The organism is Sunxiuqinia elliptica (assembly GCF_900113005.1).
Lineage (GTDB): Bacteria > Bacteroidota > Bacteroidia > Bacteroidales > Prolixibacteraceae > Sunxiuqinia > Sunxiuqinia elliptica.
On record NZ_FONW01000014.1, the window covers coordinates 1 to 19,045 of the forward strand.

Here is a 19,045-nt window from a genome sequence, read left to right on the forward strand (position 1 = left end):
TGGAGTGATACTTCTTCGCCAAGCCATTTCATAAACCGTTTTGACCAGTGGGAGCCTGACTTTTCGAATTGAGGGGGAAATGGAATTCCATAAAAATACAAGAATGATTTTATTCGTTGCTTGAATCTTACCATGTCCTTAACCATTGTGGCCCGTATACGGACAAGTGACCGGTCTTCCAATGTCGATTGGGCAGGAACATATATTGCCGTCAATTCGCCGGCCCGTAACGAACGGGCAAGTTTCCGGCTGTCTGTCGGGTCATCTTTTTGCAACTGTTCCTTTTGTGAAGTCGGAACATCCGCAGGGTTAGTAACCATGTTATTTATTCCCATTGACTTTAATTGATAATGAGTCCAAAAACCACTATAGCCAGCTTCATAAACCGAATGGTAATCCGCTTGGGGGAAATTACGATGCAGATAATTACACAATGTCTCAGCACAAGCTGGCTGCGTAAACGTTTTGTGCATTAGAGAATCCGTTAGTATTGTGACCGTCCAGCTTTTCAGATGAACATCAATTCCGACAAAAATATTTTGTCCCTTAAAATCTAATCCCGTCTTTTGTGTTAGCATAAGTCTCTGAGTTTTATTGGTTATCACTAAATCAAAAATAATACTCATTGGCTTATGCTTCCTTTTTGGAAGCACGAATTACAAACATAGGGACTTGTTTGAGCGAAGCGGTAACAAGGGGGTAATGAGAAAGCGTTTGCAACGCCAACAGATCGGGATTTACAATCAGGTCATCTTTAGCAATGTCTTGGCAACCCACACAAACCAAATAACCTGTATCCTCAGTTAGTCATGGGAATCCGCAATAAAAAAGGCTTCTACTTTCACTCAAGCACACCGTATAACTTCATCGTACACATTTCGAATTCATTGTTTGGTAGAGCTGCTCATGGCTGAAAATGTTTATTCTACGCTAAATCTAATGGTGTAAAAAGGCAGGCTTTCCTTTGATCCTGATGAAAGAATAATTTTTAATTATCTTGCACATCTATTCAATAGTTATGAAAATTTTTTTAAAACTTCAGTAAGCGAGGAACTATGAAATATTTATTGACTGTAATTTTTGCGTCAACTTTCTATTTGTCATTGTTGGCACAAAACGAGGGGAAAGCGAAGGGATTGGAGACCATTAATCGGGATGTTATTCAAGCGCAACTCGAATTTTTAGCATCCGACTGGATGGAGGGCCGCGAAGCAGGAACAGCTGGAAATTACCTGGCGGGTGATTATTTGGCGAGCTTATTTAAGCTCTATACTTTAAAACCCAACGGCGATGAGCAAACATTGACTCCCAATCGCTACCAAAAACTGCTTGGACTGGAAGATGAAAAATTAACTTCATATTTTCAGGAGTTTTCCGCAATTGAGGTTCAACCTTCAGAAGCACAGGCGATAAGTCTTGTGCGGGAAAATGAAACAGTAGGCTTTCAATATAAAACCGATTTTGATGTGTCCTTTGTCAGTCAGAGCCGAACCGTAAAAGCACCGCTTGTATTTGTGGGCTACGGCATCGAAAACAAAGAATTGGGATGGAACGATTTTAGCGGTGTTGATGTGAAGGGCAAAATAGTGGTTCGTCTTGCCGGGCTTCCAGGCGATGGAGCTCCTGACTCAAAAGCAGCCCGCTTGATTGCCGATAAGGAGCTAAAAATAAGTAGTAGGGAGAAGAATACAACAGCATTTGATAAAGGTGCTGTAGCCATATTGGAATATGATCCGCAGAAAGATGAGCAGCATGATTGGAGAGCTAATCCGGCTTTCCGTTATAATGAGGCTATGCTGGAAAGCGATACGAAACCCGATAGTTTTTATGACAAAAAATTGAGGCTTCCGAGTGATAAACACACTTTACCTGTAATTTCGATTTCCAAACAAATGTTGGAAGAAATTTTAGGAGAGAAAGGCCCGACCATAGACGAGACAGTAGGCAAGGCTGCCAAGTTCAAAACAAACTCGCAGGCAGTAGAAGGAGAACTGGAAATCGATGTGAATGCGCAAACCAAGGTGTTGGGACTTCGTAATATTTTAGCTCGTATCGAAGGTGAAAATCCCAACAAAATCATGGTTGTGGGAGCCCATTACGATCATCTGGGAAAACACAACGGTCATATTTGGAACGGTGCCGACGACAATGGTTCGGGAGTTGTTGCGGTGACTACCATCGCCAAAGCTTTTATCGAATCAAGCGTAAAACCCCAGTGCACCATCATTTTTGCATTGTGGGATGGCGAAGAACGTGGTTTGCTCGGATCGCGTCATTTTATTGAGACTTTTGACGAAATGGACCAAGTGATGCTTTACCTCAATTTCGACATGGTGGGCAGGAATGGTTCTCCCAATGCTCCGGGAAATAAAGTGGCGATGATTTATACCGAAGCAGCCACAAGTTTAAAGGAAACATCAAAAGAACACATTGAGAACTTCGAGCTAGACTTGGATGTGAATTTTAGCGCAGTGGAGAAACCCGTTGGAGGAAGCGATAACAGCGGGTTTGCCAAGCGAGATATTCCAATTTTCTGGTTCCATACCGGAGGACACACGGATTATCATCAGGCGTCGGATCATGTGGAGCTGATTAATTGGCGAAAACTGGAAGACATCATCAAACTCTCTTATCTTGATATGTGGGAGTTTGCCAATAAGCCGGAGCTAATTAAGGAGTAGTTGGCTTTACTTCCAAATTCTCACAGACGTATTAAAATATTGAAAAACTCAATCTGTTTTTCCCTAAGGATAGAGGGATGCAGATTGAGTTTTGTTATTTTTACGTGACCACATTCTGCTGAAACTATACTTAAAACGAAAACCAATTTGCTTGAATTTAAAGTCAATAAGCCGTGTTTATTTGCTGACTTGGTAGATCAAATTTGGGTGATGGAGAATCCCGGAGAAGCCATCCAGTTACAGGTCCCTCCGAATCAGTATGTCAGCCTGATAATTCCTTTGGGTCGTTCTTCTTATAGCTATGAAGACCGACTCGTTCGAACGCCTCAGTTGGAAGGTGTTTCGCTGAAGAATACGACCTTGAGTTATCCTGCAGGAACTAAGTTATTGGGCATTCGCTTTTACGCTTTTGGAAGCTATCCTTTTTTTCAAGTACCGGGAAAGCAGTTGGTAAATAATTCAATGGATTGCCCGATGAGTCTTGAGCAATTTGATATTCTTAAAAAGCGCATCGATGAAGGCGGAGATGCTTTAGCGGTTGAAGCAATCGAAGCTCTGTTGCAAGAACTTATCGAGCCCAAAGCAGCCGAAACAATTCGAGTGGTCCGTGACTTCTACCAGCATTTTCGGTGGAACGATGAAGCTTCGTCAATTGAAGACTATTGTTTGCAGACAGGAACAAACTATACGAGTTTGAACCGGAAATTTTCCAGGATTGTAGGAATCTCACCTAAAAAGATTGAGCGATTGATTAAGTTTCGAAAGTCACTTTGCCAATTGATTGATAGTCCCGATAAACTTACGGAGATTAGCGTGAATTCCGGGTATTTTGATCAGGCCCATTTTATTCGTGAATTCAAGCTCTTTTTAAATCATACTCCTTCCGAGTACCAATCGTTGATCAAACTGGCTGATCGCGAAACTCAAATTGTAAATTATAACTTCAGGTTGCTTTAGCTTGTTTAAAATATACAATTTTGTACTTGGGCTGGAAGCTAGCTTTGTGTTCTAATCTTAACACCAAATAGGTCATGAAAATAGAACATTTAGCAATTTGGACGAGTGACTTGGAGAAAGTCAAGAACTTCTATGTAAGGTATTTTAATATGAAGTGTAGTGCAAAATATGTTAATCCGAAGAAAGGTTTTTCTTCTTATTTTCTTTATTTTGACGGCGCTTCTACTCGCATTGAGCTGATGCATCAAACCGAGATGGCTTCTTTTCGGGCGAATCATGCCGTCTCATTGGGCATAACACACTTTGCCATTGCTGTGGGAAACAAGATGGTGGTTGACGAGTTTACCCGCCGCTTACGCTCCGATGGGTATGAAATTGTTGGCGAGCCTCGGGAAACCGGCGATGGTTATTACGAAAGTGTAGTGAAAGACTGTGAAGGAAATATAATCGAAATAACAGCATAAATTATGGCAATAAAAAATATCATTTTTGACTTTGGAGGTGTTTTAATTGACTGGAATCCGGAGTACCTGTTTCGGAAAGTTTTTGATGACGAAAACGAGATGCATTTTTTCTTAAAGGAAGTTTGCAGTAGCGAATGGAACCTGAAACAGGATGAAGGACGCACGTTTGAAGAAGCAATCCGGCTGCTGAGTGAAGAGCATCCACAGTATAAGGACGAAATTGCCCAATACTTTTCTCGTTGGCTCGAAACGGTTGGAGGCGATATCGCCGAAAATAGCTCATTGATTGAAGCGCTAAAGCCAAACTATCGTTTGTTTGGTTTGACAAATTGGTCAGCCGAAACATTTCCTCTGGCCTATCGCAAATACCCGTTTTTCAAAGCGCTCGATGGGATTGTTGTCTCAGGAGAAGAAAAGCTGATCAAGCCGGATCACCGCATTTATCAACGGCTGCTTGAGCGTTACGACTTGATTCCCGGAGAGTCGGTATTCATTGATGATAGCAAGCCGAATATTGATGCGGCTCTCGAACTAGGCTTTAAAGTCGTTCATTATAGCGAACAGGTTAATTTGAAAGAAGAGCTGGTAAAATTGGGTATTCAAATCGATCAAACAATTCTATCCTGAAAGTTTTCTCAAAGCTAAATCCGACAATATTTTTAAGAATCCTGTAATTTGAAATGTAACTAATCCAATTGCTCGGGTACTAAGTAGCAAATAAAAACTTCAACCATTGAAAAAGGAAGAACAATTTAATCAGCTGATAGCCGATAACAGCGATCGGATAAAGCGGATTTGCAGCTACTACAATTCCAATGTTGATGATCAAAAAGACATGTACCAGGAAGTACTGGTCAATATTTGGAAAAGCCTGGACAATTTCAGAGGTGATGCTGCCATTAGTACCTGGATCTACCGGGTGGCCGTCAACACGTCGCTAAGTTTTACCGGAAAAGCATACAAACACATGAAGCTTATGGTTAAAGCTGATAACCAGTATTTGAGCTCAGTGTTGGATGATGAAGGCCTGGAACATAAGCTTACCGAGGAGAGGCAGTTGGAGCACCTTCAGAATGAGTTAAATCTACTTTCGGTCATCGATAAGGCTTTAATTTCCTTGATGCTGGAGGGATTGAGCATGAAGGAAATCGCAGAAGTGATTGGAATCACCGAATCAAATGTGAAAGTAAAAATTCACCGCGTCAAGGGACAGTTAAAAACCAAATTAGCAGGAGGTCAGGATGAAAGAAACCAATAAAAAGGAGCAGCAAGTCAGGCTGCCAGAGCTTACCGAGAAGCTCATAAAAAAAGATAAGCAATATGCAGGCATGAGTAAGCGCTTGCAAATTATGTATTGGATCTTATTGCCAGTCTATTTCATTCTAATTCTTGTTCATATAATTGATGGAAGTCCGGTGAAAGATATTTTGGGAAGTGGCTTCTTTTTGTTGGCGATGCTTAATTTTGCTTTGCTATTTCGATATTACCATAAGACTTATAATACCGTGGATTACTCGCAGCCAACACTGTTGATGTTGAAGAAAGCTGTGGCGCGTTATCAGCCTTTCCAAGTAAAAACATTGTGGGCACTTCTGGGAATTATTTTTGTCGACCTAGGCCTGGTTTTCAATTCATCCTTGGGTTTTGATGTAATTTGGGTGCAATTGGTATTTGGGGGAACAGTCTTGGTGTCGATTGGAATTGGCTTGCTAATCTGGAGGGTGAGCTATAAGCCTTTGCGCGATGCTGCCCGTGCCATGATTAGAGAGATTGAAGGAGAATAGTCCAGTGAGAGGTATTTTCTCATCGGGGAACTGTAAAATCAGCAGCTAGAGGATATGAACAACTAGCCCTAGTTTTTCACATTTTCTTTCTTTTAAAGCAGTGGGGATGAATCTTCATAAGGAATTTTTATCTTTGTGGCGTGTTTTATAACATATCACTTAATCATTAACCGATTCAACATGATTTTATTCTTTAAAACCCGCCAGGATAGTGTGATTGCTGTTCACGCATCTGTTTCTTTAACAGATGAAAACATTCAGAAACTGAACTGGTTGTTCGGTGATGCCAGCCTGGTAGATCAAGATTCTCTAGCAGGCTTTTTTGTTGGCCCTCGAAAAGAAATGATTACCCCATGGAGTACCAATGCGGTTGAGATTACCCAGAATATGGGAATCGAAGGCATTATCCGGATGGAAGAATTTGTGCAGGTTCCGGATCGCACTGCAGGGTATGACCCAATGCTGAAAGCAATGTATGAAGGGCTGAAACAGGACTTGTTTACCATTGATAAAAAGCCTGAGCCAATTTTGGAAATTGATGACATTGCTGCTTATAATGAGCAAGAAGGTCTGGCATTGAGTGAAGATGAAATTGCTTATCTGAATTCGGTTGCTGAGAAAATGGGGCGTAAATTGACCGATGGTGAAGTGTTTGGCTTCTCGCAAGTAAACTCGGAGCATTGTCGGCATAAGATTTTCAACGGAACGTTTGTGATTGATGGCAAAGAGCAGGAAATGTCGCTTTTCCAGTTGATCAAGAAAACATCAAAGGAAAATCCAAATAAAATTGTTTCGGCCTATAAAGATAACTGCTCATTTGTGCAGGGACCGGTTGTTGAGCAATTCGCTCCTAAAACACAGGATAAACCAGACTTTTTCGAAGTAAAAGATATTGAAACCGTGCTTTCGTTGAAAGCTGAAACGCACAACTTCCCAACAACAGTAGAGCCTTTCAACGGAGCTGCTACCGGAACTGGTGGTGAAATTCGCGACCGGATCGCCGGAGGAAAAGGAAGTTTACCGATTGCTGGTACTGCCGTTTACATGACTTCTTATCCACGTACCGAAGGTGCCCGTAATTGGGAGCAAGCGACTGAGGAGCGTCCTTGGTTGTACCAAACGCCGGAAGAAATTTTGATTAAAGCATCGAACGGAGCCAGCGATTTTGGAAACAAATTTGGACAACCGCTGATTACCGGTTCGGTTTTGACTTTTGAGCATTTCGAAAATTACAAGAAGTATGGTTACGATAAAGTGATCATGCTAGCCGGAGGAATTGGCTTTGGCGCGAAGAAAGATAGTTTAAAAGATAAACCAGGTATTGGCGATAAGGTCGTGCTGCTAGGAGGAGATAACTACCGCATCGGAATGGGTGGGGGAGCTGTTTCTTCAGTTGCTACCGGTGAGTTTGAAAATGCCATTGAGCTAAATGCTGTTCAGCGAGCAAACCCGGAAATGCAAAAGCGGGCTTACAACGCCATTCGTGCCTTGTCAGAATCAGATGATAATCCTATTGTCTCGATTCACGACCATGGTGCCGGAGGCCACTTGAACTGCTTGTCTGAGCTAGTGGAAGAAACCGGAGGTAAAATCGATACGAGCAAATTACCCGTGGGTGACCCAACGCTATCTCAAAAAGAGATTATTGGAAACGAGTCGCAAGAACGGATGGGCTTGGTGATGCGTGAAAAGCATGTTGAGCTGTTGAAGAAAATTGCAGACCGCGAGCGTTCTCCGATGTATGTTATTGGAGAGACTACTGGTGATATGCAGTTCACTTTCGAGAATTCAAAAACAGGCGAGAAGTCAATTGACTGGCAATTGGCTTACATGTTTGGAAATTCACCAAAGACTGAATTGACAGACACGACAGAGGTGCCTAATTTTGCTGATGTAGCTTATGAGCAAGAGCAAATTGAAGGCTATTTGGAAGATGTGCTTCAATTGGAGTCAGTGGCTTGTAAAGACTGGTTAACCAATAAAGTAGACCGCTCAGTAACCGGACGGATTGCGAAGCAGCAAGGAGCTGGAAAATTGCACTTGCCATTGAATAACCTTGGTGTGATTACATTGGATTATCAAGGAAAAAGTGGTTTGGCAACAAGTATCGGTCATGCGCCGGTAGCAGGAATGATTGACGCAGAAAGCGGTTCTGTGTTATCCATTGCCGAATCGTTGACGAACATTATTTGGGCTCCAATGCCTGATGAAATTAGAAGTGTATCGTTGAGCGCCAACTGGATGTGGCCAGCTAAAAATCCGGGAGAAAACGCCCGAATTTACAAAGCTGTTAAAGCCGCCAGTGATTTTGCCTGCGCTTTGGGAATCAATATTCCAACTGGAAAGGATTCCATGTCGATGACTCAAAAATACAAGGACGATGTTGTTTACTCACCAGGAACCGTGATCATCTCAGCCTCAGGAGAGGTAACCGATGTGAAAAAGGTCGTTGAGCCTGTTGCGGTAAATGATGCTTCCAAACCATTATATTACATCGATTTTTCTTCCGTGCCTTTTGCATTGGGCGGAAGTGCTTTTGGACAAATCATCAATAAAATGGGACATACAGCACCAACAGTTGCTGATCCTGCCTATTTTGTAAAAGCGTTTAACGCTGTTCAAAACCTGATTGAAGATGAGCTAATTGTTGCTGGTCACGATGTAGCTTCTGGTGGTTTGATCACCAGCTTGCTGGAAATGTGTTTCAGTGATAATGAAACAGGCTTGCAGTTGGATTTGACCGGACTGGGAGAGCAAGATACCACCAAAGTATTCTTCAATGAAAATCCGGGAATTGTTATTCAGGCAGCGGATGCTGATAGTCTTGAAGCGAAGTTGGCTGCAGAAGGGGTGAAATTTGTGAAGATTGGGCAGCCAGCTGAGAAACGCAGTTTCACGGTGAAGAACTTCGATGCTCAATTTGATTTGGATATCGATTCATTGCGCGAATTGTGGTTTAAATCATCTTATTTGATGGATCGCAAACAAAGTGGTGAGAAACTGGCTTTGGAGCGTTTCAAAAACTACAAGAACAATGAGCTAAAATACGATTTCAAAAACTTTACAGGCAAGGCTGCCGATTATGGAATTGACCTGAAGCGTAGAGTTGCCAGTGGCGTGAAAGCTGCCATCATTCGCGAAAAAGGAGTGAATGGCGACCGGGAAATGGCTTACATGTTGTACCTGGCCGGAATGGATGTGAAAGACGTGCATATGACCGACCTGATTGCAGGACGCGAAACTTTGGAAGATGTTAACCTGATCGTTTTTGTCGGTGGCTTCTCAAATTCTGATGTTCTGGGATCGGCTAAAGGTTGGGCCGGAGCTTTTAAATACAACGAAAAAGCTCGCATTGCACTGGAAAATTTCTACAAGCGGAAGGACACTTTGAGTTTAGGAGTGTGTAACGGTTGCCAGTTGATGGTTGAATTGGGATTGCTTTATCCAGAGCATGAGCAAATGCCAAAGATGTTGCACAACGAGTCGCATAAATTCGAGTCAGCTTTTGTTAATGTTGAAATTGCTGAGAACAATTCAGTGATGTTGCAGTCGATGGCTGGTATGAAACTGGGTGTTTGGATTGCCCACGGCGAAGGAAAGTTCAGCTTACCTTATGCAGAGGATCAGTATCATATTCCTTACAAATACAGCTACGATTTTTATCCGGCGAACCCAAATGGTTCGGATTATAATACGGCTTCGCTTTGCTCGAAAGACGGACGCCACTTGGCGATGATGCCTCATATGGAACGGGCATTTAAACCTTGGCACTGGCCTTATTATCCAGCCGACCGGAAGAAAGATGAGTTGGCTCCCTGGATCGAAGCATTTGTTAATGCACGAGAATGGATTAAAAAGAATAAACAATAAAGCAAAGAGGCTCTCCACTGGAGGGCCTTTTTTATGGGTTGCACGGATCTCTTTTTGCTCTTGAGCAATAGGTTTAAAAAGACCATTTTGTTACATTTGGTAGCGATAACCTAAATAACTAATTTATTCATGGCACAATTCTGTGCATTTTAAAATTAAATCATGAGAAGAGATCATTTTATGACCATCTTGATGGTGGCGGTATTCACATTGGGGGCTCTTGTGTCTTCAGCTCAAAAAGTCAATAAACTGTCCAAAGCGGAAAAGAAGGAAGGTTGGGTGTTGTTGTTCAACGGGAAAAACTTTGATGGTTGGCGTCAATGCAACGGGCAGGCTATGCCAGCGAATTGGACCTTGGAGGACGATGCGATGAAAGTGCTGATTGGCGAAGGAAAGCAACCTGGGCACGGAGCGGGTGGCGACATCTTGTTCGGTGATAAGAAGTTTAAGAATTTCGAATTGTCGATTGACTGGAAGGCCAGTGAGCAAGGGAATTCAGGTATTTTCTATTATGTGCGCGAAGTGCCTGGTAAGCCCATTTACTTTGCAGCTCCTGAAGTACAAATTCTGGATAACGACAATGCTTCGGATAACAAAATTGCCAGTCACTTGGCCGGCTCACTTTACGACATGATTCCAGCTGATCCAAAGACGGTAAATCCAGCCGGCAGTTGGAATACAGTGGTCATTAAAGTAAAAGATGGTAAGGTTGCGCATACCATGAATGGAACGGAGGTACTTTCATATACCTTGTGGACGCCGGAGTGGGACAAAATGGTTCAGGATAGTAAGTTTAAAAACTTCCCGGGATTTACCGAAGGAATTGCCCGTGAAGGTTACATTGGGCTGCAGGATCACGGCTATCCAATCTGGTTCCGGAACATTAAAATTCGCGAGCTCTAGCTGAATTTATTTAAATTACAATAAACGACCACTTTCGGGTATAAAAACTTTGGGAAGTGGTCGTTTTGTTGCTGAATTAGCAGGTAGTCAGGTGCTTTGCGAGGAGAGCTCCCGATTTCTCTTGATGATCTGAGTAGAAGTTCATTAAAAATAAGCATCTTTGTAGGAAGATCAGATTGCTTGATGAAATACTTGCTTTTGAATATCACTTGCTTGCTAATCTACTTTTTTGCTTTGGGACAATCCTCAGCAGATAGTCTTCTTGTTGAATTACCACATTTAGAAGAGACGGAAAAAGCAAAAGCTTTGGTGCAGTTAGCCCACAGCTACGCTCAGCAAGACAGCAGCAGGAGTATTCAGTTTGCCGATGAAGCAATCAGCTTGTCAAAATCCCTTGAAGATTCTCTATTGCTTGGTTTAGCCTTATTCAATAAAGCCGAGTGCTATTACTACTTTGATGTTTACGAACCTGCTTTGAATTTATACGGAGAAGCTCAGTCTATTTTTATGGCACTGAATGATTCGGTGAATCTAGGAGAAACATTGAATTCAATTGGCTTGGTGCATTATTTCAGAGGGGAGTACAATTTAGCCGGAGAGCGCTTTTATAGGGCCTTATCGTTTTTTAAAGGAACGGATAATATTGAAGGAGTTGCACATGTGAATTCGAATCTGGCCATGGTTTTTTCGCGCTTGGGAGAGTATGAAAAAGCGATTAGGAATTACCAAGAGGCTGCTAATTTAAATAGCAGTATTCATGATCGTAGTAGCTTGGCAGTTAATTTAAACGGGGTAGGAGTTGCTTATTACAACCTGGAAGAATACGACTCATCCAAAGTGTATTACAATAAGGCACTGTTGTTATTTCGAGCGTTGGAAAATCATCAGCGAGAGGCGATTGCCCTCAATAATATTGCAAACATTTATGTGAATACTGGCGATAGCTTGGAGCTGGCATTGGGCTATTATCGGGATGCGATTGGAGTATTCGATGAATTACATGATCGAAGAAGCAAGGCCTATGCTTTGGAAGGTTTGGCAAGTGTTGAACGCGAGCTTGGTAATTACAATCGGGCAATAGAAACTTTTCAGTCCAGTTTGAATTTGCTGGAAGGCGAAGAGAAAGACTTCTACCTGATGCAATTGAATTATATGGATATGGCCTTGACCTACGAGCGAATGGGCGATGTCCGGAAAGCTTATAATGCTTTTAAGCAGCACAGCTTTTTTAAAGATAGCCTGTTACAGCAAGAGCAGTTGCAGCAAATTGCCGAACTGGAAAAGAAATATGAAACACAGCAGAAGGAAGCTGAAATAGAGCAATTAAATGCTTCGCGGGAAATGGATCGCTTGCAGATGAAGCGAGATAAGGAACTGAGGGCTTTTGGGATTATTGCCATTCTGTTGTTGGTTGTGGCAATCTTTTTGGTTTCGCTGGCCTATTTTAATAAACGACGAACCAATGCCTTGTTGAGCTTTAAGAATGGGAAGATTGAGGAGCAACGTAAAGAACTCGTGCGGTTAAATGCGTCCAAAAATAAGTTCTTCTCGATTATTGCTCATGATTTGAAGAATCCATTTCACACGGTGATGGGCTATTCTTATTTGCTGACGAAGGAGTATGATCGCTTTTCAGACGATGAAAAACAAAAGTATGCGACCGATATTTATCGATCAGCTAACTCAATTTTTAGACTACTTCAAAATTTGCTGGATTGGTCGCGTTCTCAAACTGGTCGGTTGACTTATACGCCACAGGAATTAAACTTCCATTCAATTTATAAGAGTATCGAGAACCTGCTGAAACCTTCTGCTGATCAGAAACAAATTCAGCTTATTGCTGAAGTTCCTGATGAAGTTGGCGTTTTTGCGGATCCAATGATGCTTGAAACGATTTTACGTAACCTGATGCATAATGCCATCAAATTTACGGATGAAGCCGGATGGGTAAAAACAACTGTTGATACAACACAGGATAAAATAACTGTATGTGTTCAGGATAGTGGAGTTGGGATTCCAGCTGAGGAATTAAATAATCTATTCCGAATTGATTCCAAAGTTCGCAAGCCAGGTACTAAAAAGGAGGATGGCTCGGGTTTAGGTTTAATTATTTGTCACGAGTTTGTTACAAAGAATGGCGGTAGCATCTGGGCTGATAGTCAAAACGGCCAGGGGAGTCGCTTTTACTTTAGCATTCCCCGGAGTTCCTAATTGTTTGCGATCACATTTCAACAAGCATGGCCTTCCCCAAGGCTTGCGCTTTCTCTTTGTCAACTAAGAGTTCAACCAACTTTAGCGAAAACAATAGAGCAGTTCCAACGCCTCTGCTGGTGATAATATGGCCATCCTGAGCAACTGGAGTTGTTTGGATTTTGGCTCCATATAACTCTTGTTCGTGACCTGGGTAACAAACGACTTCTTTGTTTTTTAAAATGTCCAAGTGTCCAAAAACGAGCGGAGCGGCACAAATCGCCCCCAGTAATTTTTTGTCCCGATCAAATTGGAGGATTTGTTCTTTTAAGCCAGCGTGGGCATCAAGGTTTTTTGCTCCGGGCATGCCTCCAGGTAAAATCAATGCATCAATAGAGTGATAATCAAGCTCAGAAAAAAGTGTATCAGCAATCACTTGAATTTGATGAGAACCAGTAACTTCCCGTTTGTCTTCCATCGAAACGGTAATAACCTTGAGTCCTGCACGCCTGAGCACATCAATGATGCTGATGGCTTCAACTTCTTCAAATCCTGTTGCCAGGTGGATTGCTACTTTTTTCATGACTTTGGTGTTTTCGTGAAATACAAAAATAAAAAAAATGATCCGCAAAGGCGAACCATTCTTTTTTGTACCCGATATGATTACTTTAAGAATGACTAACGATTAGTTAGCATACTCTTTTAAAGCTTTTTCCAATTTTTTTCTTGTAAAGAAAATACGACTTTTTACTGTTCCTAAAGGAAGATTCAGTTTGTCTGCAATTTCTTTGTATTTATAGCCATCAAGAAACATTTTGAATGGTACTTTGTATTCATTCTCTAAAGCGTTGATGTTTTTGATGATTTCTTTCGAACTGTAGAATGAATCTGGTGAAGGATAAATTCTATCTTTTGAAAATTTCAAATGAAAATCGTTGTTCGCTCCATCAAAAGTATTCTTCGCTTTCACATTCCGACGATAGTTATTAATGAATGTGTTTTTCATGATGGTGTAAATCCACGCCTTAAAATTCGTGTTTTGCGTGAATTTGTCACGATACGTAAGCGCTTTAAGAAAAGTCTCTTGTAACAGGTCTTGTGCTTTTTCCTGATCAGCTGTCAGGCTAAGTGCATAGTACAATAATTTGTCTTGCAGTCCAAGCAATGCGTTGTTAAATTGAACTTGTGTCATGGCAGCGTGTTTTTTATTGTTATTGTTTAGAACAAATATAAATAACTAGGGACTCTCAAAAAAGGAATTTACGGTCTTTTATTATTCGATTTTATTTATTCACGATAAAGAAAATCGATAGTTGTTGATTATTAGTTATTAATGATATCTTACGGAGTTTACATAAAAATGTTTGACTTTTTATTTATGTCCTCAAACAAGTAATTTTTATCTGGATTGGCTATGAATTGAACAATCAGTTTTGTACTTTAAAGAGAATTTTTATTGCACATCTGTTAGTTTCGTTCAAATTCTTCGTGTCCATTTCCAGCTCACCTTTAGTTGTTTCTCTTTCTTTTTACTGGCTATATTACCCACAAGTTCTATGCACTTTGAACCTCGTTTGTTTTTATTGTTTCCAGCCTGCAAGTTAGCTTTTTGATTTTTAATGCTTTATAAGCATTTGTGCAACGTTGAGATGTTCAGGAGATCCCGTTTTTGATGTATGTAATCGTCTACAGTTGAGGTTAGTTTTCTACATTTCGCATAAAGCTTAACCAGTTTTTATTTCTGTGTCTTAGAAGATATTTCTACTTTTGCCGACTCTGATTACTTATTTGTAATAGAAATCAATGAAAAAGTTAAGTTTTAACCCACAGCGGGCTGGAATGTTGACATTCAAACGATGGGGAGGTCAAAAGTATTCGTTGTTTCAGGCACTTCGAAAGCAAGTTCGAATAGGAGTGTTGGCTGTAACCTACTTTTTGGTTGCAGGAATTAACGAAGCTGTTGCCCAAACCGATTCTTTGGAAGTTAATATGGAATATGACCTTGATGAGATTGAGGTTAGCGCCCAGCGAGCGCCTGTGACTTATTCGCAGGTGGCACGGATTATTTCCGTGATTGAGAAAGATCAGATTGATGCGGCTCCGGTCAATAGTTTACAAGACCTTCTGGAGTATGCATTGAGTGTTGACATCAGACAAAGAGGCACCCATGGAGTGCAAGCCGATGTTTCAGTTCGGGGAGGTTCATTCGACCAAACACTCATTCTACTAAATGGCATCAATCTTTCCGACCCCCAAACCGGTCACCACAACTTCAACTTACCGGTTAGTTTCAAAAGTATCAAACGTATCGAAGTATTAGAAGGGCCTGCCGCTCGCGTTTACGGTCCTAACGCATTTGCTGGTGCAATTAATATTGTCACAGAGCCCTCGGATAATGATGCACTAGGCATAGACTTAAGCTATGGCGAGCATCAGTTAAGGGACATTAATCTCTCGGCAAATAAACAACTGGGCAAGCTGAGTAATTACCTTGCGTTTAATAATAAAGCTTCGGATGGTTATATTGAGAATACTGATTTTGAAACATATAACCTTTTTTATCATGGCCGATTGAAAACAGATGCTGGTCGATTAGACATGCAAGCCGGTTTTTCAAACAAGGCTTTTGGTGCGAATAGTTTTTATACGCCTGCTTATCCAAACCAGTTTGAAGAAACCAGAACAACTTTTGCTTCTGTTAAGTTTGATACTGGCAACAAAGTCCATTTCACTCCAGCACTGTATTGGCGCAGGCATCAGGATCGCTTTGAGTTGTTTCGGGATGAACCAGCTTCCTGGTATAAAGGTCACAATTATCACATGACTGATGTTTTGGGAACTTCGTTAAACAGCTGGTTTACCAATGCTCTTGGAAAAACCGCATTTGGAGCCGAGTTTCGTTCGGAGAATATCTGGAGTAATGTATTGGGAGAGCCGATGGAAGAGCCGATTGATGTTCCGGGTGAAGACGGACAGCAATTCACCAATTCGCATTCCAGAACGACCGCATCTTTTTTTGGAGAGCATACCTTTTACATCGGGCAATTAACCGTTTCGGGTGGAGCAATGGCCAATTGGATTTCGGATTTGAATTATGAATGGAATATTTATCCTGGCGTTGACTTGAGTTATCAGGTTTCGGATCCAGTAAAGCTTTATGCATCGTTCAACAAGTCGTTACGGATGCCAACTTTTACTGACCTTTATTACAATGGTCCAACAAACAAAGGAAATCCTTCGTTGAAACCAGAGCGCTCAACAACAATTGAAGGAGGAGTGAAATGGAATACCGATTTCTTGCATTTGCAAACCGGATATTATCACCGCGTTGGAAAGGATTTGATTGACTGGGTTCGGGAGAGTGAAGATTTCTTGTGGGAAACGAGAAACTTAACGGAAATCAGTAGTAATGGGATTGAGTTCATCGCCAGTCTGGATGTACCTGCAATGATAGGACAGCCGTTTTTCATTCGGAAGATCAACACCAATTATGCTTACAATTCGTTGAATAAGGCCCAGAGTGATTTTCTCTCGAATTATGTGCTCGACAATTTAAAGCACAAATTGGTGCTGTCCGTCGATCATCAAATTTGGAAAAATCTGCAAGCATCGTGGAATTTCCGCTTTCAGGATCGCAATGGCAGCTATGCGCAATTTGAAGACAAAGCCCATGTTGGTGAAGCCGATTACGAATCGTTTTGGCTGACCGACTTGAAGGTTTATTGGAAAACAGAACGTTTGCAGTTATCGTGTTCTATGGCTAATTTGTTTGATCAACAGTATGTTGATTTGGGCAATATTGCGCAACCCGGGCGGTGGATTAGTTTCGGGCTAAATTATCAGATTGAATTAAAATAATAGGAATAAAATAAGTAATCAGAAGAAAAGGGCACTCTGGAAAATGAGTGCCCTTTGTTGTTTTCTTAAGCCAATGTTGCAACCATAACTGCTTTTATCGTATGCATACGATTTTCAGCTTGGTCAAAGACAATGGATGCAGGACTTTCAAAAACTTCCTCCTTCACTTCCATAGATTGAATTTTAAATTTATCGAAGATCTCTTTTCCTACTTTCGTTTCGCAATTGTGAAATGCCGGCAGACAATGCATGAATTTCACTTTCGGATTACCGGTAAGTTGCATCACTTCATTGTTGATTTGGTAGGGAAGTAGTAGCTTAATTCGTTCTTCCCAAACTTCTTGAGGTTCACCCATGGAAACCCAAACATCGGTGTATAGAAAATCGCAGTCTTTTACAGCTTCTGCAACATGTTCGGTAATGGTGATTTTTGCACCTGTTTTTTGAGCAATTGCTTGAGCTGTTGCAACAAGTTCTTCGTCCGGTTGACAGCTTTTTGGGGCGGCCGCTCTGAAGTCCATCCCCATTTTGGCCGCACCAATCATTAAGGAGTTACCCATGTTGTTACGGGCATCACCGAGATAGCAGAATGACACTTTGTGTAACGGTTTGTCGGCATGCTCTTTCATGGTTAGAAAATCAGCAAGGATCTGGGTGGGGTGAAATTCGTTGGTGAGTCCGTTCCAAACCGGAACGCCAGCATATTGGCCCAGCTCTTCAACAATGGCCTGTCCAAAGCCGCGGTACTCAATACCATCGTACATTCGTCCTAAAACACGGGCAGTATCTTTCATCGATTCTTTATGGCCTATTTGCGATCCACTTGGGCCAAGGTAAGTAACGTGCGCTCCTTGGTCGAAGGCTGCTACCTCGAAAGCACAACGGGTTCGGGTGCTTGTTTTTTCAAAAATCAATGCAATGTTTTTTCCAATGAGCTGCTGCTCTTCTGTGTGGTTGTATTTATCTGTTTTTAGTTTTGCTGCAAGATCAAGCAATTGGGCAATTTCTTCTGGCGCGAAATCCAGAAGTTTTAGGAAATTTCGATTTTTCAGATTTAGAATCATGGTGCTATTTTTTTGTTATCGTATTCAAGTGTAATTTTTGAACCAAAAGATTTATCGGCAAGTTTGGTGGCTTCGGTAATGACGCTTTTTTGTCCTCCATTTTCAATGAATTTTAGGCAGGCTCTAATTTTTGGGGCCATGCTGCCTTCACCAAAAGTACCAATATTTAAATAATGTAAGGTGTCGTTATAGTTTAAAAACTCTAACTTCTCTTGGGTTGGTAATCCAAAATCTTTAAAGATATAAGGCACATCAGTTAGAATATAAAATTCGTCGGCTCCGATGCTTGAGGCAAGAAGAGCTGAGGTCATGTCTTTATCAATAACGGCATCTACTGTACGAACATTTTGCTCTCCATCTAAGTAAACCGGGATGCCACCACCTCCTGCTGTAATGACGATATTTCCCTCATTAACCATATTGGCGATAATCTCTTGATTCAAGATATCAATGGGAGTGGGTGAGGGGACTACTCTACGAAAGGCTCCGGCATGTTTCGGACTTGGCTTAAACTGCCAACCTTTCAACTGGCTGAGTTGGTTGGCGTCAGTTTCGTTATAAATCTTTCCAATGCGTTTGGATGGATTTTGAAATGCTTCGTCATCTGGATCTACAGTAACCATGCTCATGACAGAAATAATGTTTTTGTCTATTTTGTGTTTGTTGAGCACGTTGCGCATCATCCGTTCAATCATGTAGCCAATGCCTCCTTGCGAATCAGCTACGCAAACGTCTAAAGGCATGGGGGCAATGTTATACATTGCTTCTCCCGCGTCGTTGCGCATCAGAATGTTTCCAACTTGAGGGCCATTACCATGGGTGATAACTAAATTGTAGCCCTCTCGGATAAGATGAACTAAGTTCTCGAGCGTTTCGGTCGTGTTGCGTTCCTGCTCTTCAATAGTTCCTACTTCATTGTCTCGCAATAGGGCATTGCCTCCCAGTGCGACGACTGCTAATTTACGAGTCATACTTTTTACGATTTAAATCAGCGAACCAAACAAACATAGAAAAATATGGTAAAAAATTGCATGATGGACGGGAATGTTTGAGGATTCTTAATCTGTTGTAAAACAGAAAGTTGTTGTCGTCTTTTAGATTGATGAAAATGGACTGAATCTGGTGACGATTAACCCCGATTAAGCGATGCTTTAATTATGAATTCCTACTTGTGACTGTCGTTTTTTGTTAATATTCAGTGCGAATAAGGCTACGGAAGTCAAAAAGTTAAACGTAAAAAGCTATTTTTTTACCAATTTAAGCCTTTTGCAGGA

General features: G+C 41.4%; 15 protein-coding genes. 10 read left to right on the plus strand and 5 right to left on the minus strand.

Annotated elements, in window-relative coordinates:
* The coding region (locus BM156_RS18285; RefSeq protein ID WP_170847013.1) for an IS110 family transposase at positions 1-578 on the minus strand (578 nt) is incomplete at its 3' end.
* A gap of 477 nt (positions 579-1,055) precedes the next feature.
* On the opposite strand from BM156_RS18285, the gene BM156_RS18290 reads away from it, so the two are divergent.
* The 9 genes from BM156_RS18290 (at position 1,056) to BM156_RS18330 (ending at position 12,870) form a co-directional block, all read left to right on the plus strand.
* Positions 1,056-2,681, plus strand: a complete 1,626-nt coding sequence (locus BM156_RS18290; protein WP_093921354.1) for a M20/M25/M40 family metallo-hydrolase — start codon at positions 1,056-1,058, stop codon at positions 2,679-2,681.
* Positions 2,682-2,828: 147 nt separating this feature from the next.
* Positions 2,829-3,638 (plus strand): helix-turn-helix domain-containing protein, encoded by an 810-nt coding sequence (locus BM156_RS18295; protein WP_093921355.1) that lies wholly within the window; start codon positions 2,829-2,831, stop codon positions 3,636-3,638.
* 74 nt (positions 3,639-3,712) lie between these two features.
* Entirely contained in the window at positions 3,713-4,102 is a 390-nt protein-coding gene (locus BM156_RS18300) for a VOC family protein (RefSeq protein ID WP_093921356.1), read from the plus strand.
* Positions 4,103-4,105: 3 nt separating this feature from the next.
* Complete coding sequence (locus BM156_RS18305; protein WP_093921357.1) at positions 4,106-4,729, plus strand: HAD family hydrolase; 624 nt, start codon at positions 4,106-4,108, stop codon at positions 4,727-4,729.
* Between the two features lie 106 nt (positions 4,730-4,835).
* Positions 4,836-5,360: an RNA polymerase sigma factor gene (locus tag BM156_RS18310; protein WP_093921358.1), complete on the plus strand. Its 525-nt coding sequence runs from the start codon at positions 4,836-4,838 to the stop codon at positions 5,358-5,360.
* A complete protein-coding gene (locus BM156_RS18315) occupies positions 5,344-5,886 on the plus strand; it encodes a hypothetical protein (protein ID WP_093921359.1) in 543 nt (180 codons plus the stop codon). The genes BM156_RS18310 and BM156_RS18315 overlap by 17 nt, the downstream gene beginning before the upstream one ends.
* A 180-nt stretch (positions 5,887-6,066) precedes the next feature.
* Positions 6,067-9,756: a phosphoribosylformylglycinamidine synthase gene (gene purL / locus BM156_RS18320; protein WP_093921360.1), complete on the plus strand. Its 3,690-nt coding sequence runs from the start codon at positions 6,067-6,069 to the stop codon at positions 9,754-9,756.
* Positions 9,757-9,918: 162 nt separating this feature from the next.
* Positions 9,919-10,659, plus strand: a complete 741-nt coding sequence (locus BM156_RS18325; protein WP_093921361.1) for a 3-keto-disaccharide hydrolase — start codon at positions 9,919-9,921, stop codon at positions 10,657-10,659.
* 183 nt (positions 10,660-10,842) lie between these two features.
* The gene (locus BM156_RS18330) at positions 10,843-12,870 is read left to right on the plus strand and encodes an ATP-binding protein (RefSeq protein WP_093921362.1); all 2,028 of its coding nucleotides are present in this window, start codon (positions 10,843-10,845) and stop codon (positions 12,868-12,870) included.
* A 10-nt stretch (positions 12,871-12,880) separates the two neighbouring features.
* On the opposite strand, the gene BM156_RS18335 is transcribed toward BM156_RS18330, so the two are convergent.
* Positions 12,881-13,432: a DJ-1 family glyoxalase III gene (locus BM156_RS18335; RefSeq protein WP_093921433.1), complete on the minus strand. Its 552-nt coding sequence runs from the start codon at positions 13,430-13,432 to the stop codon at positions 12,881-12,883.
* A 102-nt stretch (positions 13,433-13,534) separates the two neighbouring features.
* Positions 13,535-14,041 (minus strand): RNA polymerase sigma factor, encoded by a 507-nt coding sequence (locus BM156_RS18340; protein WP_093921363.1) that lies wholly within the window; start codon positions 14,039-14,041, stop codon positions 13,535-13,537.
* Positions 14,042-14,652: 611 nt separating this feature from the next.
* Between BM156_RS18340 and BM156_RS18345 the strand changes: the two genes are divergently transcribed.
* On the plus strand, positions 14,653-16,707 hold the full coding sequence (locus BM156_RS18345) for a TonB-dependent receptor plug domain-containing protein (protein WP_093921364.1): 2,055 nt from the start codon (positions 14,653-14,655) through the stop codon (positions 16,705-16,707).
* A 65-nt stretch (positions 16,708-16,772) separates the two neighbouring features.
* Here the strand turns inward: BM156_RS18345 and argF are convergent, their stop codons facing one another.
* Positions 16,773-17,771, minus strand: coding sequence for an ornithine carbamoyltransferase (argF, locus tag BM156_RS18350; protein ID WP_093921365.1), 999 nt, complete (start codon positions 17,769-17,771; stop codon positions 16,773-16,775).
* The gene (locus BM156_RS18355; RefSeq protein WP_093921366.1) at positions 17,768-18,742 is read right to left on the minus strand and encodes a carbamate kinase; all 975 of its coding nucleotides are present in this window, start codon (positions 18,740-18,742) and stop codon (positions 17,768-17,770) included. Before BM156_RS18355 ends, argF begins: the two co-directional genes overlap by 4 nt.
* Between the last annotated feature and the right edge of the window lie 303 nt (positions 18,743-19,045).